At 67.9% G+C, this 25,616-nt stretch carries 26 protein-coding genes and 1 pseudogene; 20 read left to right on the plus strand and 7 right to left on the minus strand.

Going from position 1 to position 25,616, the window contains the following annotated elements:
- Positions 1-40 precede the first annotated feature (40 nt).
- A complete protein-coding gene (locus AC0Z36_RS00300) occupies positions 41-433 on the minus strand; it encodes a PLDc N-terminal domain-containing protein (RefSeq protein ID WP_485460537.1) in 393 nt (130 codons plus the stop codon).
- 267 nt (positions 434-700) lie between these two features.
- Here AC0Z36_RS00300 and AC0Z36_RS00305 point away from each other — a divergent pair, with 267 nt between their 5' ends.
- Complete coding sequence (locus AC0Z36_RS00305) at positions 701-940, plus strand: CopG family transcriptional regulator (RefSeq protein WP_485460538.1); 240 nt, start codon at positions 701-703, stop codon at positions 938-940.
- Entirely contained in the window at positions 916-1,332 is a 417-nt protein-coding gene (locus AC0Z36_RS00310; protein ID WP_485460539.1) for a DNA-binding protein, read from the plus strand. Before AC0Z36_RS00305 ends, AC0Z36_RS00310 begins: the two co-directional genes overlap by 25 nt.
- 152 nt (positions 1,333-1,484) lie before the next feature.
- On the opposite strand, the gene AC0Z36_RS00315 is transcribed toward AC0Z36_RS00310, so the two are convergent.
- Positions 1,485-3,014, minus strand: coding sequence for a mucoidy inhibitor MuiA family protein (locus AC0Z36_RS00315; RefSeq protein ID WP_485460540.1), 1,530 nt, complete (start codon positions 3,012-3,014; stop codon positions 1,485-1,487).
- Positions 3,015-3,077: 63 nt separating this feature from the next.
- The gene (locus AC0Z36_RS00320; protein ID WP_485460541.1) at positions 3,078-5,093 is read right to left on the minus strand and encodes a DUF4139 domain-containing protein; all 2,016 of its coding nucleotides are present in this window, start codon (positions 5,091-5,093) and stop codon (positions 3,078-3,080) included.
- A 141-nt stretch (positions 5,094-5,234) separates the two neighbouring features.
- Between AC0Z36_RS00320 and AC0Z36_RS00325 the strand changes: the two genes are divergently transcribed.
- Together AC0Z36_RS00325 and mqnP are read left to right on the plus strand one after the other, a co-directional pair.
- Positions 5,235-6,686: a menaquinone biosynthesis decarboxylase gene (locus AC0Z36_RS00325; RefSeq protein ID WP_485460542.1), complete on the plus strand. Its 1,452-nt coding sequence runs from the start codon at positions 5,235-5,237 to the stop codon at positions 6,684-6,686.
- Between the two features lie 14 nt (positions 6,687-6,700).
- Positions 6,701-7,618 (plus strand): menaquinone biosynthesis prenyltransferase MqnP, encoded by a 918-nt coding sequence (gene mqnP / locus AC0Z36_RS00330; RefSeq protein ID WP_485460662.1) that lies wholly within the window; start codon positions 6,701-6,703, stop codon positions 7,616-7,618.
- Between the two features lie 121 nt (positions 7,619-7,739).
- Here the strand turns inward: mqnP and AC0Z36_RS00335 are convergent, their stop codons facing one another.
- Together AC0Z36_RS00335 and AC0Z36_RS00340 are read right to left on the minus strand one after the other, a co-directional pair.
- Positions 7,740-8,621: a hypothetical protein gene (locus AC0Z36_RS00335; protein ID WP_485460543.1), complete on the minus strand. Its 882-nt coding sequence runs from the start codon at positions 8,619-8,621 to the stop codon at positions 7,740-7,742.
- An 87-nt stretch (positions 8,622-8,708) separates the two neighbouring features.
- Positions 8,709-9,158, minus strand: coding sequence for a hypothetical protein (locus AC0Z36_RS00340; protein WP_485460544.1), 450 nt, complete (start codon positions 9,156-9,158; stop codon positions 8,709-8,711).
- Between the two features lie 160 nt (positions 9,159-9,318).
- On the opposite strand from AC0Z36_RS00340, the gene AC0Z36_RS00345 reads away from it, so the two are divergent.
- From AC0Z36_RS00345 to AC0Z36_RS00370, 6 genes are all read left to right on the plus strand, one after another.
- Entirely contained in the window at positions 9,319-10,050 is a 732-nt protein-coding gene (locus tag AC0Z36_RS00345; RefSeq protein ID WP_485460545.1) for a UbiX family flavin prenyltransferase, read from the plus strand.
- Positions 10,051-10,145: 95 nt separating this feature from the next.
- The gene (locus AC0Z36_RS00350; protein WP_485460546.1) at positions 10,146-10,607 is read left to right on the plus strand and encodes an Lrp/AsnC family transcriptional regulator; all 462 of its coding nucleotides are present in this window, start codon (positions 10,146-10,148) and stop codon (positions 10,605-10,607) included.
- A 103-nt stretch (positions 10,608-10,710) separates the two neighbouring features.
- Positions 10,711-11,874 (plus strand): aminofutalosine synthase MqnE, encoded by a 1,164-nt coding sequence (mqnE, locus tag AC0Z36_RS00355; RefSeq protein WP_485460547.1) that lies wholly within the window; start codon positions 10,711-10,713, stop codon positions 11,872-11,874.
- A gap of 258 nt (positions 11,875-12,132) precedes the next feature.
- Positions 12,133-12,522 carry a DUF4229 domain-containing protein gene (locus AC0Z36_RS00360; protein WP_485460548.1) on the plus strand — a complete coding sequence of 130 codons (390 nt, stop codon included), beginning with the start codon at positions 12,133-12,135 and terminating at the stop codon, positions 12,520-12,522.
- A gap of 178 nt (positions 12,523-12,700) precedes the next feature.
- Positions 12,701-12,829, plus strand: coding sequence for a hypothetical protein (locus tag AC0Z36_RS00365; protein ID WP_485460549.1), 129 nt, complete (start codon positions 12,701-12,703; stop codon positions 12,827-12,829).
- A gap of 230 nt (positions 12,830-13,059) precedes the next feature.
- The gene (locus AC0Z36_RS00370) at positions 13,060-14,409 is read left to right on the plus strand and encodes a dicarboxylate/amino acid:cation symporter (RefSeq protein ID WP_485460663.1); all 1,350 of its coding nucleotides are present in this window, start codon (positions 13,060-13,062) and stop codon (positions 14,407-14,409) included.
- 148 nt (positions 14,410-14,557) lie between these two features.
- Here AC0Z36_RS00370 and AC0Z36_RS00375 read toward each other — a convergent pair whose 3' ends face one another.
- A complete protein-coding gene (locus tag AC0Z36_RS00375) occupies positions 14,558-15,622 on the minus strand; it encodes a hypothetical protein (protein ID WP_485460550.1) in 1,065 nt (354 codons plus the stop codon).
- Between the two features lie 349 nt (positions 15,623-15,971).
- Between AC0Z36_RS00375 and AC0Z36_RS00380 the strand changes: the two genes are divergently transcribed.
- From AC0Z36_RS00380 to AC0Z36_RS00390, 3 genes are all read left to right on the plus strand, one after another.
- Positions 15,972-16,790, plus strand: a complete 819-nt coding sequence (locus AC0Z36_RS00380) for a menaquinone biosynthetic enzyme MqnA/MqnD family protein (RefSeq protein WP_485460664.1) — start codon at positions 15,972-15,974, stop codon at positions 16,788-16,790.
- A 54-nt stretch (positions 16,791-16,844) separates the two neighbouring features.
- A complete protein-coding gene (gene mqnC, locus AC0Z36_RS00385; RefSeq protein ID WP_485460551.1) occupies positions 16,845-18,050 on the plus strand; it encodes a cyclic dehypoxanthinyl futalosine synthase in 1,206 nt (401 codons plus the stop codon).
- Positions 18,051-18,428: 378 nt separating this feature from the next.
- Positions 18,429-19,670 carry an amidohydrolase family protein gene (locus AC0Z36_RS00390; RefSeq protein ID WP_485460552.1) on the plus strand — a complete coding sequence of 414 codons (1,242 nt, stop codon included), beginning with the start codon at positions 18,429-18,431 and terminating at the stop codon, positions 19,668-19,670.
- 262 nt (positions 19,671-19,932) lie between these two features.
- On the opposite strand, the gene AC0Z36_RS00395 is transcribed toward AC0Z36_RS00390, so the two are convergent.
- A complete protein-coding gene (locus AC0Z36_RS00395) occupies positions 19,933-20,508 on the minus strand; it encodes a hypothetical protein (protein ID WP_485460553.1) in 576 nt (191 codons plus the stop codon).
- Between the two features lie 201 nt (positions 20,509-20,709).
- Here AC0Z36_RS00395 and AC0Z36_RS00400 point away from each other — a divergent pair, with 201 nt between their 5' ends.
- The 7 genes and pseudogenes from AC0Z36_RS00400 to AC0Z36_RS00430 all read left to right on the plus strand — a co-directional run bounded on the left by AC0Z36_RS00400 (position 20,710) and on the right by AC0Z36_RS00430 (position 25,597).
- Positions 20,710-21,405 carry a demethylmenaquinone methyltransferase gene (locus AC0Z36_RS00400; protein ID WP_485460554.1) on the plus strand — a complete coding sequence of 232 codons (696 nt, stop codon included), beginning with the start codon at positions 20,710-20,712 and terminating at the stop codon, positions 21,403-21,405.
- Between the two features lie 111 nt (positions 21,406-21,516).
- The gene (locus tag AC0Z36_RS00405; RefSeq protein WP_485460555.1) at positions 21,517-22,191 is read left to right on the plus strand and encodes an MOSC domain-containing protein; all 675 of its coding nucleotides are present in this window, start codon (positions 21,517-21,519) and stop codon (positions 22,189-22,191) included.
- A 146-nt stretch (positions 22,192-22,337) separates the two neighbouring features.
- A complete protein-coding gene (locus tag AC0Z36_RS00410; RefSeq protein WP_485460556.1) occupies positions 22,338-23,636 on the plus strand; it encodes a geranylgeranyl reductase family protein in 1,299 nt (432 codons plus the stop codon).
- Between the two features lie 211 nt (positions 23,637-23,847).
- Positions 23,848-24,261 carry a DUF4143 domain-containing protein gene (locus tag AC0Z36_RS00415; protein ID WP_485460557.1) on the plus strand — a complete coding sequence of 138 codons (414 nt, stop codon included), beginning with the start codon at positions 23,848-23,850 and terminating at the stop codon, positions 24,259-24,261.
- Between the two features lie 74 nt (positions 24,262-24,335).
- A pseudogene (locus AC0Z36_RS00420) lies at positions 24,336-24,704 on the plus strand (macro domain-containing protein); the annotation flags it as partial.
- On the plus strand, positions 24,701-25,297 hold the full coding sequence (locus AC0Z36_RS00425; protein ID WP_485460558.1) for an adenosine deaminase family protein: 597 nt from the start codon (positions 24,701-24,703) through the stop codon (positions 25,295-25,297). The pseudogene AC0Z36_RS00420 and the gene AC0Z36_RS00425, both read left to right, overlap by 4 nt.
- 9 nt (positions 25,298-25,306) lie before the next feature.
- Positions 25,307-25,597 (plus strand): hypothetical protein, encoded by a 291-nt coding sequence (locus AC0Z36_RS00430; protein ID WP_485460559.1) that lies wholly within the window; start codon positions 25,307-25,309, stop codon positions 25,595-25,597.
- Positions 25,598-25,616 lie beyond the last annotated feature (19 nt).

A 25,616-nucleotide genomic window follows, 5' to 3' on the forward strand; every position in this document is an offset into this window, starting at 1 on the left:
TGGAAGCGCCCGGCGCCGAACGCGTCCGTGTAGAGACCAGTCAGCCCTTCGGCTGGTCCTTGCCGTCCTCGTCCTGCTGCTCGCCCTCACGGCGGCGCAAGTCTTCTTCCCACTGCTTCAACAGGTCCGCGTCGGCTTCGTTGCTCTTCCGCAGCGAGGCAAGGAACTCAGGGTCGTCGTCCGGGGCGGTCTGTGCGCCACCGCGCCGTCCACCGGCCGCCGGGCCGTAGCCGCCGACCCGCTCCCCCCGCGCCCGGCCGGCGACGAACCAGCCGATCGAACCGAGCGGGAACGGCACCGAGAAGAGCAGGATGATGAACACCCATGCGAGCTTCGGCAGGTTGCGGACCTTTTCTTCCTCGGTGGTCGCACAGTCGATGAACGCGTAGATGCCCGCAGCGAGGGCCAAAAGAAGTGGCAAAACCCTGAGCATGACGGGGACTCCTAAAAAGTGACCGGGGACACCGCCCAGCCTACGACCTCCCGGGCGCTGACAGGCCCAGGCCGGCTGCGCGGGCGGGGACTTCCGGGTCGCCGCTGTCGGACGGGCGCGATAGGCGGTCCAGGGAATATTTGCTACTTCAATTGCTACTTCTTGTGTTAGCGTGAATCCATGACTAGAGGTAAAGCTGTATCCGGCCTTGGCTCGGGGGCCGCCGTAAAGGTGAGTGTGTCCTTGCGGTCAGGCAGCCTGGAAGCTGTGAAGGATCGTGTGGGCAGTCGGGGTGTGTCCGCGTACGTCAACAGCGCCGTCGAGCGACAGCTCGAACGGGATCTCCTGGAGGAACTGCTCCAAGCCAACGAGGCCGAACTGGAGCCGGCGACCCCGGAGGAACTGGGCGAGGTTGACGGAATCTTCCGCCAGGCCGAACAGCGCTGGGTGCAGCCCGGTCAGAAACGAGAGGGGGGCGGGGAGTGGTCCGGGCACACGGTCGGCTGAGCCGCGGCACGCTGATCCTCGACTGCGACGGTTTGTCCAAACTGGTCGCCTGCGACCGACGCGTCAACCAAATTGTTCGTCGTGCGCAAGAGGGGGATGTGGCAGTGGCGGTCAGCTGCCTCACTCTGCTTGAGGCTTATGACCAGCGGACGAAGTCGGATCGTTTCCGGTGGGCGGTGTCGCGCTTGCGCATCGAGCCAGTGACCCAGGAGATCAGCTGGCTCGCTCTCGATCTGTTGGCGGCAGCTGGATTGCACGGGCACAAGTACGCGATTGACTCAGTCGTCGCCGCAACGGCGTTGAGTATGCCGGGGCCGTTGATCGTTGTCACTTCGGATGCCGACGACATGGAGCGCCTCTGTGGTGACCGCGTCAAGGTCGTATCCACGTGACCGATTCAGCTGAGAGGGCCGCCGTGAAGACGGACCCACGTCGCGACTTACCGGTGTTTAACAGCGGTAAGTCGCGAAGCGTTGAGGAAATGGACGACTCCGTCTACGCGCACATCAAGGAACGGGCCGCGCGCCACTGATCGTGGAGCCTCTCAGAGCCCACTCACCTTCCCCGAAGCCGTGATCTCGTAGGTCAGCACCACCCGCTGCCGCGACCCGGACTCAAGCCGCAGGTCGTACCGCGCGATGCCCTGCTCGTCCACCTCGGACGGCGGCGGGGAGCACACGTCGCGCTTCACCGCGACACCGACGGCGGAGACCTCCGAGACGGGGACGCGCTCGCGCAGGGTGACCGGCAGCGGCTCGCCGCCGGGGCTCCCCAGGTGGGACAGGAACAGCGTGACCGTCCGGGTGATCACCGTACGGCCGGTGAACGTCCCGCTGTCCCGGGTCTCGGTCACGTCGCGGACCACCCGGAAGACGTCCTCGCTGCCGAACGGCAGCCGGATCTCCTCGCCCGCCGCGGTGAACTTCAGCTGCCCGCGCCCGATGAAACCGCTGTCGCGGATCAGGTCGACCGGGCCCGCCAGCAGCACATGATCGGACTCGTTCGCCGCGTAGGCGACCTGGGTCACCAACGGGGACAGCTCCGGAACGCACGCGTGCTCGATCCGGCACTTCGCGTCGAATCCGCTCAGTCGGATACGGTGCGGACGGCCGTCCGACGGCACGGTGACGGGGGAAGGCGCATGCAGCACCCTGACTTCCCCGCCGTCGTCGACACCGGGCAGCTCATGCGCGACCGACGTGCCCACGCAGGAGATCTCCTCCTCCCGCAAGTCCACATCGACGGTCTTCTTCTCCAGGTCGGTACGGTCCCGGAGGGCCAGCACGTCGTCGACCAGCTGCGGCGGCCGGGCCGCGAGGGTCGGACGCGCGGTGGAGAAGGACAATCGCACATCCGTCCACTGCTCACCGGTCTCCTGCCACACCACAGCGTCCGATTCGAGGCGCAACACGTCAGAGCCGAGCCGCGCCCGGTACGCCGGACGCCACAGCGCGCACGGCACCAGATGAGTGACCGTCAACTCGACCGGCCCGGCACCGGCCGCCTCCACCACGATCTCAACCGTGGCGGTGACCTCCTCCGGCTCCGATTCAGTGCGGTGCACCGCGGCCTGCGCCTCCCGCAGCCGTTCGCGCAACGAACCAAGATCCGCGCGTACGGAAGTCAAGTTCGTACCGGCCGACTCCTCAGCGGTCGCGACGGCCTCCGTCTGCCCGACCCAGCGATCCGGGTCGGCCGCACCGGCCCCGGCGCTTTCGCAGATGTCCCGCCGTACGTCCGCTTTGGCCTGACGGACCAACTCAAGTCGGGCTTCGGCCCGTTGCTGCCGCAGCTCGGCCGCCGCGATCCGCTGCCTGAGCTCGCCGACGAGCCGGCGGGCGGGGGAGTCGTCCTCCGACGGCAGTGCGGGTTCGGAGACCCGCACGATCCGCGCGTCGACCACGGAACCCGCGGAGACCTCCGCGCGCAGTGACCGGTCCACGGCCAGCGGGGTCACCGGGCCGATCCGCAACCGCTGCGCACCGGCTGCCAGTTCGACCGTTCCGCTGCGGGTGATCTGGGCGCGGTCCTCAAGCACCGTCACCGAAGTGATCGGCAGGGTCGCCGTGTTCAACGAATCAGCCTTCAGCGAATCAGCCTTCAATGAAGCAGAGTGCAACGAAGCAGGGTTCATGGTTCACGCCCTCCGGTTTCCGCCGACGATGGTCTTCCCGGACGGGATCCGGATTTCGTATCCGCCGGTCAGCGTGCGCGTCTGACCGGCCGTCAGGTCAATGCGCCACACCCGCGTGCCGTGCACGTACGAGCCGTCCCGGGGTTCGGCGGGCGTCTCCCACGCGTCGGTCGGCCGCTCCTCGATCCGCACATCCTTGTCGTACGAGGTCGGGATCCGCTCCAGGACCTCAACGACGATCGGTCGGCCGAGCAGGTTCACCACGTCCACCTCGACCTTGTGGTCGAGGACCGTCGTACGGTTGCCGAGTCCCGCCGTCGATTCGCTCATCGACGTACGACGGGCGACCTGCACGCTCTCCACGACACCGACACCGACGGCGGCATTGTCACCGGGGGCGAGCGTCGGCAGCGGCACGCTGGTGAGGAACTCCCCGCCGACCGTCACGTCGGCCGGTCCGGCGAGCAGCGCGTGCGGGGAAGTGTTGGCGAGCCTGACCGTGCCGTACACCGACGCGTCCACCGCCGGGACGGTGACGAACTCCGGTGCCAGACCTACGGACACCTCACACACCGGAACCGTGTGCCAGCCGCCGTCCGCCTCGATGTCCACATCGGTCGCCGCGTCGAACCGGTAGTCGAAGGAGCCTGAGGACTCCCGCACCGGACGCGCGTGCGCGGGCAAGGAGAGCCGGGTGACCGAATGCGCCCGCCGGTGGAACTCGGTGACCACCGCGTCCGACCCCGGACCCGCGCCGGGCCGCAACCGGCCCCGTACGGACTCCGGTTCGCCAGGACCGGCCAGCCGCAGCGCGGCGTAGTCGAGCAGATCGTCGGACGGGGCGACCGGCCCAGGATCGGCGGGCGGGGGGACAGCGTCGAAGACCGCCGTACCGCCCTGTTGCGGGGCCATCGCCAGCATCGGGGCCACGGGGGCGGCCCGCATGCGCGGGGCGGCCGGGGACGGGGCACCCGGGGCTGCGGGCGACGCACCGTAAGCGGAGGCGTCCCCCGCCGGTCCCCTCCTCGCCTCCACAACCGGAAGAGCCGTCGTCCCACCACACGCGCCCGCCGCGACGGCGAACATCCCGGTGGCGCGGCGAGCCTCCACCGCCGTGTCGTAACCGCCGAACAACTCGTCGAGGCCGGCCGGCGGTTCCCGCCACCCGGCGGCCGCCGGGGCGGCCTGCCGCCGCCCGATCCGCAGGGACAGCAGGTCGGGAAGATCCGTACGACGGTCGAGATCCGCGGTCGACAGGCCCAGGCGCACCCCGGACCAGTCCTCGCCGGTGCGCTGCGCGACGGAGGCACGCATGACCAGCGAACCCCCGGTCATGCCGGAGTCGAGTCGCAGTTGGTAGACGGGGACCCAGCGGGCCCCGGGCACTTGATACTCCAGCTCTACTACGACTTCGCCGGCCACTGTGCCATTGCGGGCGAAGCTGTCCAGGGTGACCACCGCCGAGCAGGTTGTCCGCGCGTACTCGGGTGCTTCCGCGTCGAGCACGCCGAACCGCCGGCTGAGCACTTCCACTTCGTGCTGGAGCGCGTCCAGCTCGGTCTGGACTGCTGTGCGCCGCTCCTGGAGACCAGCCAACCGGTCGTCCACGAACCCGGCCAGCGCGAGCACGGAATCAACCGATGCCGTACGGGGCGGAGCCCCGCGGACGGTCTGCGGCGGGACGGCCCGGAACCCGGCAGTCTCCTCAATCTCGGCGGTCAACCGGTCGCGTACGGCTCGGACGGCCTCCACCCGGGCCTGCGCCGCGGCGTAGTCCTGGCGCAGTCGCGGCAACTCGGGCGCCTCCCGCACCTCCACCTCGAACGCCGCCCGCACGTCGGTCACCCGCAGCCCCTCCGGGCCCTCGACCACCGTCCCGCGCAGTGCGTGTTCGAACATCGTGACCGGCAGATCCGTGATGCGGACCCGGGTCTCCTCGCCGGTGAGCGTGAACCGCGCCCGGCGCCGGCACACCGCCCCGGCCGCGTGCACCACTACTGATTCCAGAACCGACCGCACTACCGTTGTTCCGGACCCCGCTGTTCCGGACCCCGCTGTTTCAGACACCGTTGTTTTAGGCACTCTGCTCCTCCCGCGCGACACAACCCACCGTAGGCACCGGCGCAACCGGAAAACCGCCCGTATCGGATACTGGCTCCCATGGCATACCCCACGCTGCGCGCCTTCCTGAAGGCACTTGAGAAGGACGGCGACCTCAAGCGCATCCGCGCCGAGGTGGACCCGCACCTTGAGATCGGTGAGATCACCGACCGGGTGAACAAAGCGGGCGGCCCCGCGCTGCTCTTCGAGAACGTGCGCGGCTGTGACACGCCGATCGCGATGAACGTCTTCGGTACGGACCGCCGGCTGCTGAAGTCACTGGGCCTGAAGTCCTACGCGGACATCTCCGACAAGATCGGCGGGCTGCTCAAGCCGGAGCTTCCCCAGGGGTTCACGGGCATCCGCGAGGCCTTCGGAAAGCTCAGCGCGGTGTCGCACATCCCGCCGCGGAAGGTCAAGGACGCGCCCTGCCAGGAGATCGTGCTCACCGGTGACGACGTCGACCTCGACCGGCTCCCCGCGCTGCACACCTGGCCGCAGGACGGCGGGTCGTTCTTCAACCTGGGCCTGACGCACACGAAGGACCCTGAGACGGGCGTCCGCAACCTGGGCCTCTACCGGCTCCAGCGGCACGACAAGCGCACCATCGGGATGCACTGGCAGATCCACAAGGACTCGCGGAACCACTACCAGGTGGCGGCCAAGCGCGGTGAGAAGCTGCCGGTCGCGATCGCCTTCGGCGCACCGCCGGTCGTGACGTACGCGGCGACCGCGCCACTGCCCGGTGACATCGACGAATACCTCTTCGCCGGGTTCATCGCGGGCAAGCGCATCGACATGGTCGACTGCGTGTCCGTGCCGCTCCAGGTCCCGGCCGAGGCCGAGGTGATCCTCGAAGGGTGGCTGGAACCCGGCGAGATGCTGCCCGAGGGCCCATTCGGCGACCACACCGGTTTCTACACACCGCAGGAGCCGTTCCCCGCGCTGACGATCACGACCGTGACGATGCGGAAGAAGCCGATCCTCCAGTCGACCGTGGTCGGCCGCCCCCCGATGGAGGACGGCCCGCTCGGCAAGGCGACGGAGCGCTTCTTCCTGCCGCTGCTGAAGATCATCGTGCCGGACATCGTGGACTACGACCTGCCTGAGGCCGGCGGCTTCCACAACTGCGCGATCGTGTCGATCGACAAGAAGTACCCCAAGCACGCGCAGAAGGTGATGTCCGCGATCTGGGGCGCGCACATGATGTCGTTGACCAAGCTGATCATCGTGGTCGACTCCGACTGCGACGTGCACAACTACCACGAGGTCGCCTGGCGAGCCTTCGGCAACGTCGACTACGCCCGCGACCTGGTGGTCACCGAAGGTCCGGTGGACCACCTGGACCACGCCTCGTACCAGCAGTTCTGGGGCGGGAAGGCCGGCGTCGACGCCACGCGCAAACTCCCCGAGGAGGGGTACACGCGGGACGGCGGCTGGCCGGAGATGGTGAGTTCGGACCCGGAGACGGCCGAACAGGTGACGAGGCGTTGGAAGGAATACGGACTGTGAGCGAATCCAGTAGTTTGCCCGACGGCAGGGCGAAGGCCGACAGTCCCCGCCCAGGCGGGGTTGGCCCGGTCCGCTCGTTCCTGAACCTCGTGCTCATCGAGCACTCGGTCTTCGCGCTGCCCTTCGCGTACATCGCCGCCTTCACCGCGATGTACCAGACCGACGAGCGCGTCCACTGGTGGAAGCTGCTCCTGGTCACCATCTGCATGGTCGGCCTGCGGACGTTCGCCATGGCCTGCAACCGCATCATCGACCGGGAGATCGACGCGCAGAACCCGCGCACGGCCACCCGGGAGCTGGTCACCGGCGCGCTGTCCGTCCGTACGGCCTGGACCGGCGCGCTGGTCGCACTGGTGATCTACCTGGTCTCCGCCGGGCTGCTCAACAAGCTGTGTTTGCTGCTCGCCCCGATCGCGGTCATCCCGATGGTGGTCTATCCGTACGGCAAACGGTTCACTGACGTCCCGCACGCGATCCTGGGCCTGGCGCAGGCCATCGGTCCGCTGGGCGCCTGGATCGCCATCACCGGCGACTGGTCCTGGCAGGGAATGCTGCTCGGCCTGGCCGTCGGCACGTGGATCGGCGGGTTCGACCTGATCTTCGGAATCCAGGACGTCGCCGCCGACCGCGCACACGGTGTCCGGTCGGTGCCGGCCCGCTGGGGCATTTCCAACGCGCTGTACGCCTCCAGTGCCGCACACGTCGTCACGATGCTGCTGTTCATCTGGTTCGGCGCGGTCTCCGGCGCCGGGGTGTTCTGGTGGCTCGGCTTGGTGGTCGCCGCCGCCGCGTTCGTCTACCAGCACTCACTCCTCAAGCCTGACGACCTGTCGAAGCTGAACCGGGCGTTCTTCACGACAAACGGGTTCATCGGGATCTCGTTGTTCTGCTTCGCACTGCTCGACCTGGTCGTGCGGGGACTGCGCCCGTAGGGCGTGCCGTACAAGAGCCGTAGAGAACCCCGTACCAGAGCTTTTCGAAAAACATCAGGCCCCGGCGGAGGAATCCGCCGGGGCCTGACGTGTGGTGCGTGCTGTGATTTTCAGTGGCCTTCTAGCTCTTCGCGCCGAAGGACGCGAACAGCGCGTCCAGGTCCACCGTGTCACCGGCCGCCGGGGCCTTCGGTGTGAAGTCGGCCTTCAGCTTGTCGTACGTCAGGTCGACGGACGTCTCGACCGAACCGTCGCCCTTCACGTCGGCCGTGAACCGGACGGGGAAGGGGTTGCCCTGCGCCGGGATGTAGGCCGTGGCGACGCTGCGGTCCTCCGCGGTGGTGATCAGCGGGATCACCTTCACGTTGTTGATCTCGGTGACCGCGCCGCGGGTGACAACCGGCTTCTTCGCGCCGTCGGCCGCGGTCCCCAGGATGCCGCCGAACAGGTCCTTGGCCCCGCCCGCGCTGGTGGGAGCACTGGCCAGCTTCGCCTTGGCACCGGAGAGCTTCACGTACTTGCCCTCGATCAGCTTCGCGCCCGCGGTGAACAGGGGCGTACCGAACGCCTGGTCCCCCTCGGGGGCTACGCCCTTCTTCTGATCCTGGGCCTTCAGCTCGTCCAGGAACAACTGCACGGTGCCGGGTGCGAGTCGCACGTACGCCGTGTCGTCGACCAGGACGAGGTCCGCGGTCTTGCCCTTGACCGTCGCCTTGCCCTCGGCCTGCTGCTTGTCGTTGACCTTGAGGCCGACGTCGATCGGAGCGTCGCCACTCGCACCCTTGGCGGTGACCTCCACGCCCTTCATCGCGAGCAGGGCGTCCGTCGCCTTCTTGGTCAGCTGCTCGTCGGTGAGCTTGGTGTTGTCGTCACCGCTGTTGCCGACCAGCGCGGCCACGCCGCTGGTCTTGGCTGGGGCACCGCCGTCGGAGTCGCAGGCCGCGGCCAGCAGCGCGAGCGGGACTACGACGGCGACAGCGGCGGTACGCGGGAAGCGACGCACGGGGTACTCCAGGGGCTCGGGAAACTGCATGTAAGGGTCAAGACGCGCAAATGACTCTTTCCGTTCCGCAGTTCCACGATAAGCGAGTTATCCGCCGGGGGCCGGGGGAGTGGGCGGGACCCCACTCGCCGGGGTGCTGCCGCCCGGGTCCCGCACATCTGCGCCGGGGCCCGGCGCGGGGGAGCCCGGGAAACCCGGGAAGCCCTCCCTGAAACCGGGGTGGTCGGGCGTGTCCATGCCGACGACGACCGGTTCGTAGATCTTGTCGACCAGTTCCATCAGTTTGTCCAGGTCGACCGTCTCGGCCGCGCCCGGAATCTTGGGCGTGACATCCACGGACGACTTCGCATAGGCCAGGTCCACCGACATCTCCAGCTTTTCGGCAAGCTGCTTGTCACTGAGCTTGGTGTTGTCCTCGCCGCTGTTGCCCACCGGCGACACCGCCGCGGCCTGCGGGGTTGATCCGCACGCGGTCAGAAACGCGAGCGGCAGTACGGTCGCTATCGCGGCAACGGCAAATCGGGATGAACGGAACACGGGCCCCCAAGGTTGTGCTGTGTGCGTTCGAATCGAACGTCGGCAACGTACTGATTACCTGACAGCGGCGACGGACTTGGGGAAAAAACCTGAGTACGGATACTCGTTCCCTCTCGGCCCGGTCTCGGGACCGCGCCGGAGTCCGGCCACAATGGACCGCATGCACGCTGCGTTCGTCCAGGCCGGTTCTTCTCAGACCGCGTCCGCTCAAGCCGAGTCCTCCCTTGAGCCCCGTCGGCCCTGGGTCGTCGGAGTCTCCGGAGCTTCGGGCACTCCGTATCCCGCAGCGGTGATCCGCGGCCTGCTCGACGCGGGGGAGACCGTCGACCTGGTGATCTCCCGGGCGGCCCGGCTGACGATCCTCGACGAGACCGGCATCCGCTTCCGCGACTCGCACTGGCAGGACGACCTCGCCACCTGGACCGGCGTCGATCCGAAGCTCATCGCCGACGCCGTCCGCTACTGGCCGGCCGGGGACCTCGCCGCCGGCCCGTCGAGCGGTTCGTACCCGGTCAAGGGCATGGTCGTCGTCCCGGCCTCCACCGCCTCGGTCTCCGGGATCGCGCTCGGGCTGTCCAAAGACCTGCTCCAGCGCGCGGCGGATGTGAACCTCAAGGAACGCCGCCCGCTGGTGGTCGTGCCGCGGGAGACCCCCCTGACGGGGACGACACTGCGTCATCTCGTGCGGCTCGACGAGGCCGGTGCGGTCGTCCTCCCGGCGTCGCCCGGCTTCTACGCCGGCACCCGGGACGTCCAGCAACTGGTGGACTTCGTCGCCGGGAAGGTGCTCGACGCGCTGGGCGTCCCGCACACGCTGTTCCGGCGCTGGGACGGCGTCCTCGGGGGAGCCCGCGAGGAGTCCGGTCCTGTTTCCTTCGAATCGAAGCTATAGACTGCTCGATACTAAGGAAACTAAAGACTGGTTACTGTTCTCCCGGCAGACTCTGCGCCGGTCCGGTGGCCCGTCATCATAACGGGAGACAGACCATGGACGCGGTGGACCGCCGACTCATCCAGGCGCTGCGGGTCAACGGACGAACGTCGTACGCCGACCTCGGCCGGCTGGTCGGCCTGTCCGGGCCGAGCGTGACCGAACGCCTCAACCGGCTTGAAACCGGTGGAGTCATCACCGGCTACCGGGCGACCGTCGACCCCACCAGCATCGGGCTGGGCGTCACCGCGCTCATCGGCCTCCAACTGTCCGACGCCGCCGACCACGACGACGTGTCGCACCGGCTGCGCGACGTCAGCGAGATCGAGGACTGCTGGTTCATCGCCGGCGACGACTCCTTCATGCTCAAGGTCCGGGTGTCCGACGTGGCCGGTCTCGAACACGTCGTCCGGCGTTTCACCAGCATCCGCGGTGTCGCCAGGACCCGCACCACCGTGGTGCTGTCCACCAAGTGGGAGCACCGGGTCGCCGACATGCCCGACGAGGACCAGGTCTGACCGCCCGCTGCCGGACTTGACCCCACCGGCTCCGAAGACACGTCCGGCTTGGGCGTAACCTCGGTTCCGGCAGCGAACAAAAGCAGGTAATGAGGAGGCGGGCATGGACCGCGGCTGGCAGCAGGAGATCGAAGCGAAGGTCTTCGCCGGGGAGCGGTTGTCCCGCGAGGACGGCGTCGCCCTGTACGAGAGCGACGACCTGGCATGGCTCGGTGGGCTCGCCCACCACGTGCGGACACAGAAGAACGGCGACGTCGTCCACTTCAACGTCAACCGTCACCTCAACATGACCAACGTGTGCACGGCCTCGTGCGCGTACTGCTCGTTCCAGCGCAAGCCGGGCGAGAAGGACGCGTACACGATGCGCATCGAGGAGGCGGTCCGGCTCGCCAAGGAGATGGAGCCCGACGGCATCACCGAGCTGCACATCGTCAACGGCCTCCACCCGTCGCTGCCGTGGCGCTACTACCCGCGCTCGCTCAGCGAGTTGAAGAAGGTGCTGCCGAACGTCTCACTGAAGGCGTTCACCGCGACGGAGATCCACCACTTCGAGAAGATCTCCGGCCTGTCGGCCTCGGACATCCTCGACGAGCTGATCGAAGCCGGCCTGGAGTCGCTCACCGGCGGCGGCGCGGAGATCTTCGACTGGGAGATCCGCAAGCAGATCGTCGACCACGACACCCACTGGGAGGACTGGTCGCGGATCCACCGCCTCGCCCACGCCAAGGGTCTCAAGACGCCGGCGACGATGCTGTACGGCCACATCGAAGAGCCGAAGCACCGCGTCGACCACGTCATGCGCCTGCGTGAACTGCAGGACGAGACCGGCGGGTTCCAGGTCTTCATCCCGCTGCGCTACCAGCACGACTTCCACGACGCGCGCGACGGCAAGGTCCGCAACCGGATCCAGGCGAAGACCACGATGGCCTCCGGCGCCGAGGCGCTGAAGACCTTCGCCGTCTCCCGCCTGATGTTCGACAACGTCCCGCACGTGAAGTGCTTCTGGGTCATGCACGGCCTGACCACCGCTCAGCTTTCGCTGAACTTCGGCGCGGACGACATGGACGGCTCGGTCGTCGAGTACAAGATCACGCACGACGCGGACGACTTCGGCACGCCGAACAAGATGACCCGCGACGACCTCCTCGACCTGATCCGCGACGCGGGCTTCCGCCCGGTCGAGCGCAACACGCGCTACGAGATCATCCGCGAGTACGAAGGCCCGGACCCGGCCCGCCGTGACACGCCGCAGCCGATGAGGCTTTGACGACTTGACCGCAACGCGGACGGCGACGACCCGGACGACAGCGCGATGTACCTGCCGCTGGCCTGACCTGACCGACCGGACCTGACCGACCGGACCTGACCGACCGGACCTGACCGACCGGACCTGACCGGACGCACGGCGCCGGATCGTGCGCCGGAGACGTGCGTCAGAGCGCGCACAGTGCCGGATGCGTGCGGTTGCGGGTGAGGTGTTGTACTGGTCCTGAGGAGAAAACCGCCGAGATGGAAGTCTGAGGCCATGAAGTCACACCCCGCCCTGCGTTACACGCTGATGCGTCTCGGTCTGTTCGCAGTGATCCTCGCCGCGGTGTGGGGGATCTTCTACGCCATGGACTTCAGTGGCAACGGCGTGGGCATCCTGGCCGTCGGCATCGCGCTGGCGCTCTCCGGCCTGGTCAGCTATTTCACGCTCAACAGTGAGCGTGACGCGATGTCCGCCGCGCTGGTGGAGCGGGTCGAGCGGGCCAAGGCGAAGATCGCGGACGAGTCGGACGCGGAGGACGCGGGCGCGCAACCGGCAAACGCGCAGTCTGTGGACGCCCAGCCCGCGGACGCGCGGTCTGCCGGGACGCTTCCTGCTGAGACCCGTCCCGCTGAGCTGCGGCCCGCCGAGAGGTCTCCGCGCTGACCAACCGGTCGGCTTCTGCTTCCGGGGTGCCGGAGGTCGCGTTCAACCGTGACCTCCGGCACCCGTCGGCGTATCCGGCCTGGTTGTCGCAGGTCGTCGCTGATCGTCATGCCGGTGTCACATCCGTGACCAAAAAGTGTTTTGTCATATCTTCAACTAACGGGTTATGCTCCGAAACATGTTTAGTGCACAGACACACGACGCGCAGCAGGCGCACGGGGAGCTCCTCCTCGTGGCACGTCGGCACGTCGACCTGTGCCGTTGCTCCGGCGACCTGTGTCGCAGCGGTCTCCGCTCCGCGATCTGACCGGCCGCACCGCCTGACCTGCCTTTTCCCAGGCCCGGACTAACCGGTCCCCTCGCGTGAGCCCGCTGCGGCCGCGCCGGTGGGAATGCTTCCCCACCTCTCTCCTGTTTCAGCTCTACGGATCCGACACGTCCAGTCGCACCCGTACACAGGATCCTGCGGCCGTCCCGGCTTGCCCGCGCTTTTCGGAGCCGTCTCCCGAAGCGCGCCCCTCCCCGCAGCAAACCCGCCTGGCCGTGCCCGGCCGCCCCAGGAGTCCCCTCGTGCTTGCTTCATTCAAGAAGATCCCATTCTGGGTTCAGGTCATCTCCGGCCTGATACTCGGTGTCGTGCTCGGCTTTGTCGCCCGTCAGTGGGACGTCGCCTGGCTCGACGAGACCCTGACCCGCGTCGGCAGCATGTTCGTCCAGCTGCTCAAGTTGGCCGTCCCGCCGCTCGTCTTCACCGCGATCCTGGTCAGTGTCGTCAACCTCCGCAACGTGAACAACGCTGCGCGACTGGCGACCCGTACGCTGCTCTGGTTCCTCGCCACGTCGCTGATCGCGGTGACGATCGGCCTGGTCATCGGCCTGCTCACCGACCCGGGCAAGGGCGTCAAGCTCGACCTGTCGCAGGCCAAGGCCCCGAAGGACAGCGGCTCGTGGCTGGACTTCATCACCGGCATCGTCCCCAAGAACGTCTTCGCGGCGTTCACTGAGGGCAACGTCCTGCAGATCGTGTTCCTCGGTGTGGTCCTCGGCGCGGCCATCCTCGCCATCGGCGAGAAGGCCCTGCCGGTCGCCCGCGGTGCCGAGCTGATCCTTGAGATCGTGCAGAAGGCGCTGTGGTGGATCATCCGCCTCGCACCGCTGGGCACCCTCGGCCTGATCGGCAAGTCCGTCTCGCAGTACGGCTGGGACCTGCTCAAGCCCCTCGCGACCTTCACCATCGACATCTACGTCGGTTGCGCCCTGGTGATGTTCGTGGTCTACCCGGTGCTGCTCTACACGGTCGCCAAGGTCAACCCGCTCAACTACTTCAAGGGCGCCTGGCCGGCCATCCAGCTGGCGTTCGTCTCGCGCTCCTCGGTCGGCACCATGCCGGTCACCCTGCGCGTCACCGAGCGTCTGGGTGTCCCGAAGGACTACGCGTCCTTCGCGGTGCCGTTCGGCGCGACGACCAAGATGGACGGTTGCGCCTCGATCTACCCGGCGATCTCCGCGATCTTCGTGGCGCAGGTCTTCGACATCCCGCTGAGCATCGGCGACTACCTGCTGATCGCCTTCGTCTCGGTGGTCGGTTCGGCCGCCACAGCCGGTCTGACCGGCGCGATCGTGATGCTCACCCTGACCCTGAGCACGCTGGGTCTGCCGCTTGAGGGCGTCGGCCTGCTGATCGCGATCGACGCGATTCTGGACATGGTGAGGACGGCTACCAATGTGGCCGGGCAAGTCGCCGTACCGATCCTGGTGGCGGCCCGCGAGGGCACACTCGACCTGGAGAAGTACAACAACCCGAGCGGTGACCTGGACGAGCCGCAGGACGCGCCGGTCGTCCCGCTGCGGAAGAAGCAGGAACTGCGCGAGCCGGCGACTGTCTGACGCTGCTTTGCTGATGCCTTGAAGCGCTGAGGTTCCGGCAGAGGCCGTGGCCCCGCACCGAGTGCGGGGTCACAGCCATTTTTTTCATCAGACGGTACGACTGCCGCCGTGGTCAGGCGACCGCCGCCGGCAAGCCGGGAAACCAGTCCTACCGCCGCATCCGCATCCCTGCCAGCGCGGTGCCGGCCAGCGCCAGCACGCCGGAGACCGTGATCACGATCCACGACATCGAGGTCAGCGAGTCGGTGAACACGTCGTAGACCACACCGGTGGCACCGCTGCTCATCGTCGTCTTGGTGGCCAGTTCGTCGACCACCTGGCTGCGCGCGACGGAGACGATGAACAGCACGAGGGCGCTCATCAACAGCACACCCAGCGAGGTGACCGCGAGCGCGCGGGCCCGGTTGACGGCCACCAGGAGGCCGATGAGCAGGAGCACGGCCGCGCCCAGGGGCAGTTGCCAACCGAGGTCGTCGAGCGTACGGGCGGCGTCCTGCGCGGACTTCGACTGCGGCACCTGGGCGAGATCGATCGGGATGCTCGTCGGCAGCATGTCCGGTGACACCGTGAGGCCACGGCTCTTCAGCTCGTTCACCAGCGGTGTCAGTGGCGTCTTGAGGTTCACCTTGATCTGCGAGCCGCTGGCCTGCACGGCTTCGTTGTCCTTGCCGAGAAGCGAGCCGGTCACGGCGCTGTGAGCCGTCCGTACGCCGTCATTCCACACCTTGTGGAATTCAGGAGTGGCCATCATGACCTGGACCGCGCCGTTGACCATGGCTTTGCCCTCGACGCCGGGGGCTTGCTTCTCGATCCGGTCGCCCACGACGGCGGTGATGCTCTTGGCAATCTCCGCGCGGATCTCCGGTTCGTCGATCAGGGTGTCCGCGTTGGAGCTGAAGCCCTGGGCGTCGAGGATTTCGCCGCGCAGCCAGACGGAGGACATCGCCGGGACCGTGAGCAGTACGGCGAACAGCAGGCACACGAACGCGACGAAGCCGCGCAGACCCGCGAGCGGCGGCTTGGGGGTGGGGCGTCCGGACCGGTGGTGGCTGGGCCGGGGAGCGCCGGGGACGTCCCGGCGCGGGGGCGGCGGTTCGTAGCCAGGGGTGGGCGCGGGCGCGTACTCGGGCGTCGCGGGCGGCTGGACATAGGGCTGGGCATCGTACGGACCACCACCGGGGCCGGCCGGATACGAGGGGGAGCCGGAATGCATACCGGTACCTTTCTGACGGCTCGGAATATGAGGGTCGGCCCCCGGGGCGGGGGAAAAAACAGCCTGGATGCCGGGGTGTGACGCCCGGCATTTGTGGGATGAGAATGCCAGCTTGTTCGAAACCTCGCTCGGATCCGGCCGTTCCCGACGGTCTGTACCCGGTCTGTAGCGGGCCTGTGACGCTCGGGGCGGCCGGCGTGCCCGGCTCCGCGGGAGACCGCTACCCAGTGGCCACAGTGCGCAGGCGTAGCCTTCACCAGTGGACACAACCGACACCTCTGGGACCACACATCCGGCCACGACCACGGCGGGGGCGGAGACCCCGTTCCGGCGCCCGCGGGTCGGGCACATCCAGTTTCTGAACTGCCTGCCGATCTACTGGGGCCTGGCCAGAACCGGCGCGCTCCTGGACGTCGAGCTGACCCGCGACAACCCGGACAACCTCAACAACGCCCTGGTCCGCGGCGACCTGGACATAGGGCCGATCAGCGTTGTGGAGTTCCTGCGCAACGCCGACGACCTGGTGGTCCTGCCCGACATCGCGGTGGCCGCCGACGGCCCGGTGATGTCGGTGATGCTGATCTCGCAGGTCCCGATCGAGGAACTCGACGGGGCCAGGGTGGCGCTCGGCTCGACCAGCCGGACAGGGGTCCGCCTCGGCCGGCTCCTCCTCGAAGAGCGTTACGGCGTACGGCCGACCTATGTCACCAGCCTGCCGGACCTCGCGCTGATGATGCAGGACGCCGACGCCGCCGTGATCATCGGCGATGTGGCGCTGCGCGCGACGCTGTACGACGCACCCCGGCTGGGTCTGTACGTCTACGACCTGGCGCAGGAGTGGAAGGAGTGGACCGGCCTGCCGTTCGTCTTCGCGGTGTGGGCGGTCAGGAAGGACTTCCTCGCTGCGCACCCCGGGCAGGTCCGGGACGTGCACCGGGCGTTCCTGGAGTCCAGGGACCTCTGCATGGAGAACATCACCAAGGTCTGCGACCAGGTCGCCCGGTGGGAGGCCTTCGACGCGGCCACGCTGGAGAAGTACTACACCGAGGCGCTGGACTACTCCCTCGGCGAGCGGCACCTGGCCGGAATGGCCGAGTTCGCCCGACGCACCGCACACGACACCGGCTACGCCCCGGACGTCCGGGTGCGGCTGCTGCCGGAGGTGTGAGCAGTGACGGCTAACCTCGTAGAGGATTCAACAACAAGCCTGGTGGAGGGCCCTGTGAGCGAGACGGCCGTACGTAACGAACTGCAGCCGATCCTGGACCGGGCTGCCGCCGGGGAACGGATCACCCCCGAGGAAGCCCTGGCGCTGTACGTCCACGCGCCCCTGCACGCGTTGGGCCAGGCCGCGGACGCGGTCCGGCGCAGGCGGTTCGCGGGGATCGAGCACATCGCGACGTACATCATCGAGCGCAACATCAACTACACGAACGTGTGTGTCACGGCGTGCAAGTTCTGTGCGTTCTACGCCCCGCCGAAGTCCGAGAAGGGCTGGTCGCGGGAGCTCGACGACATCCTGCGCCGCTGCGAGGAGACCGTCACCCTCGGCGGCACGCAGATCATGTTCCAGGGCGGGCACCACCCGGACTACGGCGTCGAGTACTACGAGACGGCGTTCTCCGCGATCAAGGAGCGTTTCCCGCAGCTGGTGATCCACTCGCTGGGCGCGTCCGAGGTCGAGCACATGGCTAAGGTGTCCGGCACGACGATCGAAGACGCGATCGTCCGGATCAAGCAGGCGGGCCTGGACTCCTTCGCGGGTGCCGGGGCGGAAATGCTCCCGGAACGGCCGCGGACGGTCATCGCCCCGCTCAAAGAGAGCGGCGAGCGCTGGCTGGAGATCATGGAGACGGCGCACGGCCTCGGCCTGGAGTCGACGTCCACCATGCTGATGGGCACCGGCGAGACCAACGCCGAGCGGATCGAGCACCTGCGGATGATCCGCGACGTGCAGGACCGCACGGGCGGCTTCCGGGCCTTCATCCCGTACACCTACCAGCCGCTGAACAACAAACTGCGCGGCCAGACGCAGGCCACGCTCCTGGAGTACCTGCGGATCATCGCGGTCGGCCGGCTGTTCTTCGACAACGTGACGCACCTGCAGGGTTCCTGGTTGACCGTCGGCAAGGAGGTCGGCCAGCTGACGCTGCACTACGGCGCGGACGACCTCGGTTCGGTGATGCTGGAGGAGAACGTCGTCTCCTCGGCGGGCGCGCGGCACCGGTCCAACCGGATCGAGCTGATCGAGCTGATCCGCGCGTCGGGCCGTACCCCGGCGCAGCGGGCGACGACGTACGAGCACATCGTCGTGCACGACGACCCGGCGGACGACCCGGTGGACGACGGTGTGGTCTCGCACCTGTCCTCGACCGCGCTCGACGCGCCGAAGCCGCGGGTCGAACTGAAGATCGTCGAGGCTCGCTGAGTCACGGTTCGCTGGGTCACGGACCGTCGAGTCACGGACCGCTGAGTCACGGACCGCTTGAGTCACGGACCGCTTGAGTCACGGACCGTCGAGTAGTGGAGCGGTGAGTAGTGGAGCGGTGAGCTGAAGATCGCTCAGTGGCAGGGAATTCTTTGCAGAGTGGGCGTCGCTCCGGCGGCGCCCACTTTTTTGTGCGCGATCCACCGCTCTCTCCCGCTGAATCGTGGGGAAGTTACCCATGCGTTCTGTCCGCACTAGGCGATCCACAACCCGCATCGCCGCTCCCACCATCGACGACGGCCCCCGCAGTCGTGACGCCGACGCCGACCAAGGGCCCTCAGCAGGTCGGAGACTCTGGCACCGGCGATGATGGGCCGCATGTCGTTGACCGTTCACGCAGCTGATGTCGTCCTTCCGATCACCAGCGTCCCCATCCAGGACGGCGCCGTCGCCGTCGACGGGGACCGGATCGTGGCCGTGGGGACCCGCAAGGACCTGACCGTCGCCCACCCGCGGGCGCGGGTCCGCCAGTGGCCGGGTGTGCTCACCCCGGGTCTGGTGAACGCGCACGCGCACCTGCAGTACACAGACTTCGCCGACCTGGCCTCCTCGGGTCTGCCGTTCCCCGAGTGGATCCGTACTCTCACCGCGCAACGCGCCGACTACACCGAGGCCCGCTGGCAGGAGTCGGCCCGGCGCGGCGTGCACTACCTGCTGCGTTCCGGCACGACGTCCGTCGCCGACATCGTCACCGACGAATGTGTGCTCACCCCGACGGCCCGCTCCGGCATCGGCGGTGTCTCCTACCTCGAAGTCATCGCGGACGACAAACTGTGGGACAAGGAGCGCCGCGCCCGGCTGCTCGACGCGCTGGCCGCCGCGCCCGCGGGAAGGACCGTCGGAGTGTCGCCGCACACTCCGTTCACAGTGGGCACGGCGGTCTTCAAGGAATGTGTCGCCATCGCCCGGGACCGCGGGCTCCGGCTCCACCCGCACCTGGCCGAGACGGACCATGAAATCGAGTTCATCCGTACCGGAACGGGCAGGTTCGCCGAACTGAACCGGAACTTCGGCTTCGCGATGGAACTGCTCGACAACGGCAGCGGAGTCGGGCCCGCCGCCTACCTCGACTCCTTCGCGGGCCTGGGCCCGGACGTGCACGTCGCCCACGGGGTGCACTGCGACGACGAGGACCGCGCGCTGCTGCGCGAGCGCCGTACGGCGGTCGCGCTGTGTGTACGGTCCAACCGGATCCTGCAGGCCGGGGAACCACCGATCGCCGCCTACCTGCGGGAGGGCTCGCAGATCGCCCTCGGCACCGACTCGCTGGCCTCGTCCCCCTCTCTCGACCTCTGGGAAGAGGCGGCGGCGGCACGGGAGTTGGCGGTGCGTCAGGGATACAGTGCCCCCGACCTCAACCGCCGCCTGGTGGAGGCCGCGACTGTCGGCGGCGCCCGGGCGCTGGACCTCCACGCCGGTTCCCTGGTCGCCGGGGCCCGTGCGGACCTGGCCGTATTCGCGGTACCGACCGGGGGTGACCCGTACGACGCCCTTATCGAACACGGCGGCGGGAGCTGCGTGGCGACCGTGCTCGGCGGGCGCATGGTACACCGGCGCTGAAGCTGAAGCCGAAGCTGAAGCTGAAGCTGAAGCCGAAGCCGAAGCCGAAGCCGAAGCCGAAGCCGGTGCCGAAGCTGACGCCGACGGACACCGCTCCGCACCAGCGGTACCCGCCGACGGCCGCGCTCAGCACCGACGTCCCGGGCCGGAGACTTAAGTCCCCAGCCCGGGACGTCGGCCTTTCTGTTTCGTCATTTGCCAGCATTTGCCGCCAATCCGGACTTGCCGTGATTCCGAACTCGCCGTGCCGCCGGACTCGTCGTCACTCCAACTTCAGGATGTACTCCGTCCGCACCGGCAGGCTCTGCTGCGCACGCAGTGTCATCTCCGTGCCGACGGCCAGGACCAGCTCCGGAGTCGGCACTTCGTTCGGCACGGTGAACACGACACCACCCTTGACCGAACCCTGCGCGGGCACAGCCCCGTCCACCGGGAAGGAGATCCCGGAGGCGGAACCTGGCGCGTGCGGGCCGTAGATGATGCGCTTCCGGTTGGCGAGCACCACGTTGTCGACCGGCGAGAACGCCCGCGCGTGGTCCGAACGGTTGACCGCCGTGAACTCCACCAGGATGTCCCGCCTGAGGCTGGACGGCAGCGGCGCCTCCTCGTCCCCCGACCCGCCGTCGGGGACGGCACCGAGCGGACTCTGCGGCGAATACGGCTCCTGGACATCGGTGATCGTGACGTCCCACCCGCGCCTCTCCGGCGGGATGGTCGCGCCGTCCTTGGCGGGCTTCTGCCGGGACATCCGCGAGCTGTCGGACGCACTGTCACCGCAGCCGGCCAGGGCCGCCACCGCCAGCAGCGTGGCGGCTACACCTGTCGCGAGGGCCTTCACCGAGTTCCCCTGTGCTTGTCTGGTTTGTCTGTCGTAGAAACAGTCGTAAAAACGGTTGTGGAATCGGACGTGGAATCGGACGTGGAATCGGACGTGGAATCGGTCGTGGACACGGTCCGGAATGCTGAGACAGGTCAACTCCACCACACGACGGGCGGGGGCGTGCGCGGCGCCACGGACGGCAGAGGGCAAGATGGGAGGGTGACCCGAGCTTCCCTGGACAAGCAGCCGCACGAAGTCGCCGCCATGTTCGACGACGTCGCAGCGCGCTACGACCTGACCAACGATGTGCTCTCCCTGGGCCAGACCCGACTGTGGCGCAAAGCCGTCACCCGGGAGATCGACCCGAAACCCGGGGAGACGATCCTCGACCTGGCGGCCGGCACCGGCACCTCATCGCTGCCCTACCGGGAAGCCGGGGCGTTCGTCATCCCCTGCGACTTCTCGCTCGGCATGCTGAGCGAAGGCAAAAAGCGGCTCCCGCACCTGCCGTTCACCGCGGGCGACGGGATGAACCTCCCGTTCGTCGACAACTCGTTCGACGCGGTGACGATCTCCTTCGGCCTGCGGAACATCGAAGATCCTGTACGGGGTCTCAGCGAGTTGCTCCGGGTGACCAAACCCGGGGGGCGTCTGCTGGTGTGCGAGTTCAGCCACCCGGTCTGGTCGCCGTTCCGGACCGTGTACGTGGAGTACCTGATGCGGGCGCTTCCCCCGGTGGCGACGGCTGTGAGCAGCAACCCCGACGCGTACGTCTACCTCGCCGACTCCATCCGCGCGTGGCCCGACCAGGCCGGACTGGCCGAACTGGTCCGCAAGGCCGGCTGGGACCGCCCCGCGTGGCGAAACCTGACCGGCGGCATCGTGGCGCTGCACCGCGCGTACAAGGCCGCCTGACCGGGGCAGCCGACTTCGACCGCCCTCGACTAATTTTGACCGACTTTGATCGATTTTGACTTGGAGAAGAACCCGTTGGGCAAGGCCATTCCGCCGCTTTACCGTGGTGGCATGACCTCATTCCTGCGCTCGGTGAACATCGGCAAGGCCGCCCCGACGGAACACTCCAGCGTTCCGACCACAGCGATCGACAAGCGTTCCGTGGACGGCCCGGTGGTGCTCTCGGCACCGGAGACCGGCAGCGGCGTCGCCGGCGACGAAATCTGCGACCACCGGTTCCACGGCGGCGTCGACAAGGCGGTGTACGCGTACGCCTGGGAGGACCTCGCAGGCTGGGCCGAGCGGCTCGGCCGGGACGACTTCCACCCGGGGGTCTTCGGCGAGAACCTCACAACCGAGGGCGTCGACGTCAACGGCGCGCTGATCGGCGAACACTGGCGGATCGGCACGGCGCTGCTCGAAGTCTCCGTGCCACGCATCCCGTGCCGGACCTTCGCCGGGTGGCTGGCGGAGCAGGGCTGGATCAAGCGCTTCACCCAGCAGGCCGAACCCGGCGCTTACCTCCGGGTCATCGAACCCGGCGAGGTGCGGGCGGGGGACACCGTGGAGGTCGTCCACCGGCCGGCACACGGTGTGGACATCGCCACCGTGTTCAAGGCACTGACCGTCCAGCCGGACCTGCTCCCGCGCCTGGTCGACATCGAGGCGTTGCCGAAGGAGGTCCGCGCCAAGGCCCACAAGTGCACAGCTGCCGCCCAGGACGGACACCCGGCTGACTCCGACTGACTGTGCGCTCCCGGCGGACGCTTCCCCGGCCCGGTGGAAACCGGTCCCGGTTCGGGCGTACCTCGTCCCGAAGGTCAACTGCGAACTCCTAGACTGGGCTTCCGCACGCCTACCGGCACCGGAGACAACACCAGGGGAGTCGACCCGTGACCGACACTGCACCGAGCGCCGTGGACTCAGCCCAGCAGGCCCAGGTGATCATCGTCGGGGCCGGCCCCGCCGGCTCGGCTACGGCCTACCACCTGGCCAAGTCCGGCATCGACGTGCTGCTCCTGGAGAAGACGGCGTTCCCGCGCGAGAAGGTGTGCGGCGACGGCCTGACCCCCCGCGCGACCAAGCAACTGATCGCCATGGGCGTCGACGTCTCGGAGGACGCCGGCTGGCTGCACAACAAGGGCCTGCGGATCATCGGCGGCGGACTGCGCCTGGAGGTCGACTGGCCGGACCTGGCCGCGTTCCCGGCCAACGGTCTAGTCCGCAAGCGTGACGACTTCGACGAGATCCTGGCCCAGCGCGCGGTCGTGGCCGGGGCCAAGCTCCACGAACGCACCAACGTCACAGGACCGATCCTGGACGACCGTACGGGCCGCATCATCGGCGTCCGGGCCCGCGTCGGCGGCTCCAAGCAGGAGACGTCCTTCCGCGCGCCGATCGTGGTCGCCGCCGACGGCAACTCCACCCGACTGTCCCTGGCCATGGGCCTGCACCGCCGTGAGGACCGCCCGATGGGCGTCGCCGTCCGGACCTACTTCGAGAGCTCGAACGACAAGGACGAGTACCTCGAATCGCACCTGGAGCTGTGGGACCGCCGCGACGGCCGTGCAGACCTGCTGCCCGGCTACGGCTGGATCTTCGGCATGGGCGACGGCACCGCCAACGTCGGCCTGGGCCTGCTGAACACCACCAAGGCGTTCAAGGACATCGACTACCGCGAGCTGCTGAAGGCGTGGACGTCGAGCATGCCCGGCGACTACAACTTCACCGAAGAGACGATGACGGGCCCGATCCGCGGCGCGGCCCTGCCGATGGGCTTCAACCGGCAGCCGCACTACACCCGGGGCATGCTGCTCGTCGGCGACGCGGGCGGCATGGTCAACCCGTTCAACGGCGAGGGCATCGCGTACGCGATGGAGTCCGGGGAGATCGCCGCACAGACGATCGTGCAGGCGCTCGGCCGGACGACCGCGGAAGGCCGCGAGCGCGCGCTGCACGACTACGCGCGGATTCTGAAGCAGACGTACGGCGGCTACTACACGCTCGGCCGGATGTTCGTGAAGCTCATCGGCGAGCCCCGTGTCATGAACTTCGCGACCAAGCACGGACTGCCGCACCCGATGCTGATGAAGTTCGTGATGAAGATGCTCGCCAACCTCACCGACCCGCGCGACGGCGACGCGATGGACCGGATCATCAACGGGATGGCGAAGATCGCTCCGGCGGCCTGAGCCAAGCTCAGCGAAACCGAAAGCCGAAGCTCAGCGAAACCGAAAGCATGGTTACAGCGAAACCGAAAGTCGAGCCTAACCGCGCCCTGTATTGACGGTGTGTCGAGGCTTCAGAGGAGAGCCGCGACCAGCGCCGTCTTCTGGAGATCAAGGCAGCTGTCGATGAGGATCCCCGGCCGGGACGTTACGTCCTGGCCGGGTCCACGCGGTTGTGGCCCAGGACATCCAGCTCAAGACTGATCTCTCACGGCAGACCGTCAACCGATATCTGGCAATGTTGGAAGCGGTGTTCCTCGTTCACCGGCTCCCGGTCTGGTCCCGCAATCTCACCACCCGGATGGTGAAGAACCCCAAGATGCACTTGGTCGACACCGGTCTGGCCGCGCATCTTCTCGGGGTGACGCCGCGGCTGTTGGCCAGACCGGTGGCACCTGAACGCGGGCGACTGGTCGAGACGTTCATCTTCACCGAGATCGCCAAGCTGGCGACCTGGTCGGAGACCGACCCGAAGCTCTACCACTTCCGGGACCGTAACGGCGCAGCGGTCGACATCGTGCTGGAGGACCGGGTACTTCCCTTCGGGGACAGGCTGACGGCGCTACCGCTCAGCGCTTTGTGGGCATAACCGCTGTTGAAGATCGAGATCCCCAAAGTGGTGGTCATCCGCTGCCGGATGATCACCACTTTGGGGATCTCGATCTTCGCGGACGGAAGAAAAGGCGCTGTGCTGAGCCGGGGCGGGCGGTGGCGACGACTGCGGGGAACCTGCCGGCCCGGCATGTGATCCACACCGTCGGTCCGGTCTGGTTGAAAGATGAGGACCGGTCCGAGTTGCTCGTCTCGTGCTACCGCGAGTCCCTGCGGGTGGCCGACGAACTCGACGCGCGGTCCGTGGCGTTCCCGGCGATCTCCACCGGGATCTACGGCTGGCCGATGGACGACGGCGCGCGGATCGCGATCCGGACGGTGCTCGACACTCCGAGCCAGGTCACTGACGCCGTATTTGTCCTCTTTGAGCAGAAGGCGTACGACGTATTCGAGGGTGAACTGGCCACCTGGACACGGTGAGTCGCCGCAGAGACCAGGCCGAGTACGCGATGGCGACGCTCCTGGAGTCGCTGCCGTACAAGAAGTGGATCGTCGGCGTCGGTCTCGACTCGAACGAGGAAGGCAACCCGCCGGCCAAGTTCGCCGCCGTGTTCGCCCGGGCCCGCGCGGAGGGCTACCGCCTCACGATGCACTGCGACGTCGAAAACTCGGCCTGGGCACCGAACATCGCGGCTGCCGTCCGCGACATCGGCGTGGACCGGATCGACCACGGCATCCGGGTGCTTGCGGACCCGGAACTGGCCGAGGAGTGCCGGGCCAAGGGGATCGGCTTCACCGTCTGCCCGATCTCGAACGGCTTTGTGCGCGGCGACAACGGGGCTCCTGAGATCCGCGCGATGCTGGATCTGGGCCTGCGGGTCACGCTCAACTCGGACGACCCGGCCTACTTCGGCGGCTATGTGCAGGAGAACGTCGAGCGCACGCAGGCGGACCTCGATCTGACGAAGGAAGAGGTCGTCCAGCTCCAGCGCAACGCCTTCGAGATCACCTGGCTGCCGTGCGCGGTGAAGGACGGGTTCTTGGCGGAGCTGGAGGCCTACGCCGCTTCGTAGTCCGGCTCGGTGGCCGTGACTGGCGAGTGGCTGATGTTCCAGCAGCCTGCTGGAAAGATGGTCGCGATGTACTGGCGGATCGGCAAGACGATCATCGAGCGCATGGGGAAAGAGCGTTGGGGGACGAAGGTCGTCGAGCGGACGTTGCAGGTGATGAACAGTCCGCTGGCCGTCGCTGATCTGAGCTACGGCTCACTGCCGCCGGACGTTCGGGACGCCTTGCCGAGCGCAGAGCAGTTGACTCATGCTCTGGCTGAAGCTGTCCGGGACGCACAGCAGAGCGGCTCTCCGACGGGATGAGTCTGAATAGTGCGGCAGC

Source organism: Kitasatospora sp. UYEF31 (assembly GCF_057291755.1).

Bases quoted from the DNA above. Each gene is read 5' to 3' on its own strand.
- AC0Z36_RS00345 (WP_485460545.1), top strand. From the start codon at position 9,319: ATGCACGCTGCGTTCGTCCAGGCCGGTTCTTCTCAGACCGCGTCCGCT.
- AC0Z36_RS00390 (WP_485460552.1), top strand. From the start codon at position 18,429: ATGTCGTTGACCGTTCACGCAGCTGATGTCGTCCTTCCGATCACCAGC.
- AC0Z36_RS00405 (WP_485460555.1), top strand. From the start codon at position 21,517: ATGACCTCATTCCTGCGCTCGGTGAACATCGGCAAGGCCGCCCCGACG.
- mqnE (WP_485460547.1), top strand. From the start codon at position 10,711: ATGGACCGCGGCTGGCAGCAGGAGATCGAAGCGAAGGTCTTCGCCGGG.
- AC0Z36_RS00365 (WP_485460549.1), top strand. From the start codon at position 12,701: ATGTTTAGTGCACAGACACACGACGCGCAGCAGGCGCACGGGGAGCTC.
- AC0Z36_RS00350 (WP_485460546.1), top strand. From the start codon at position 10,146: ATGGACGCGGTGGACCGCCGACTCATCCAGGCGCTGCGGGTCAACGGA.
- AC0Z36_RS00325 (WP_485460542.1), top strand. From the start codon at position 5,235: ATGGCATACCCCACGCTGCGCGCCTTCCTGAAGGCACTTGAGAAGGAC.
- AC0Z36_RS00300 (WP_485460537.1), bottom strand. From the start codon at position 433: ATGCTCAGGGTTTTGCCACTTCTTTTGGCCCTCGCTGCGGGCATCTAC.
- AC0Z36_RS00375 (WP_485460550.1), bottom strand. From the start codon at position 15,622: ATGCATTCCGGCTCCCCCTCGTATCCGGCCGGCCCCGGTGGTGGTCCG.
- AC0Z36_RS00360 (WP_485460548.1), top strand. From the start codon at position 12,133: ATGAAGTCACACCCCGCCCTGCGTTACACGCTGATGCGTCTCGGTCTG.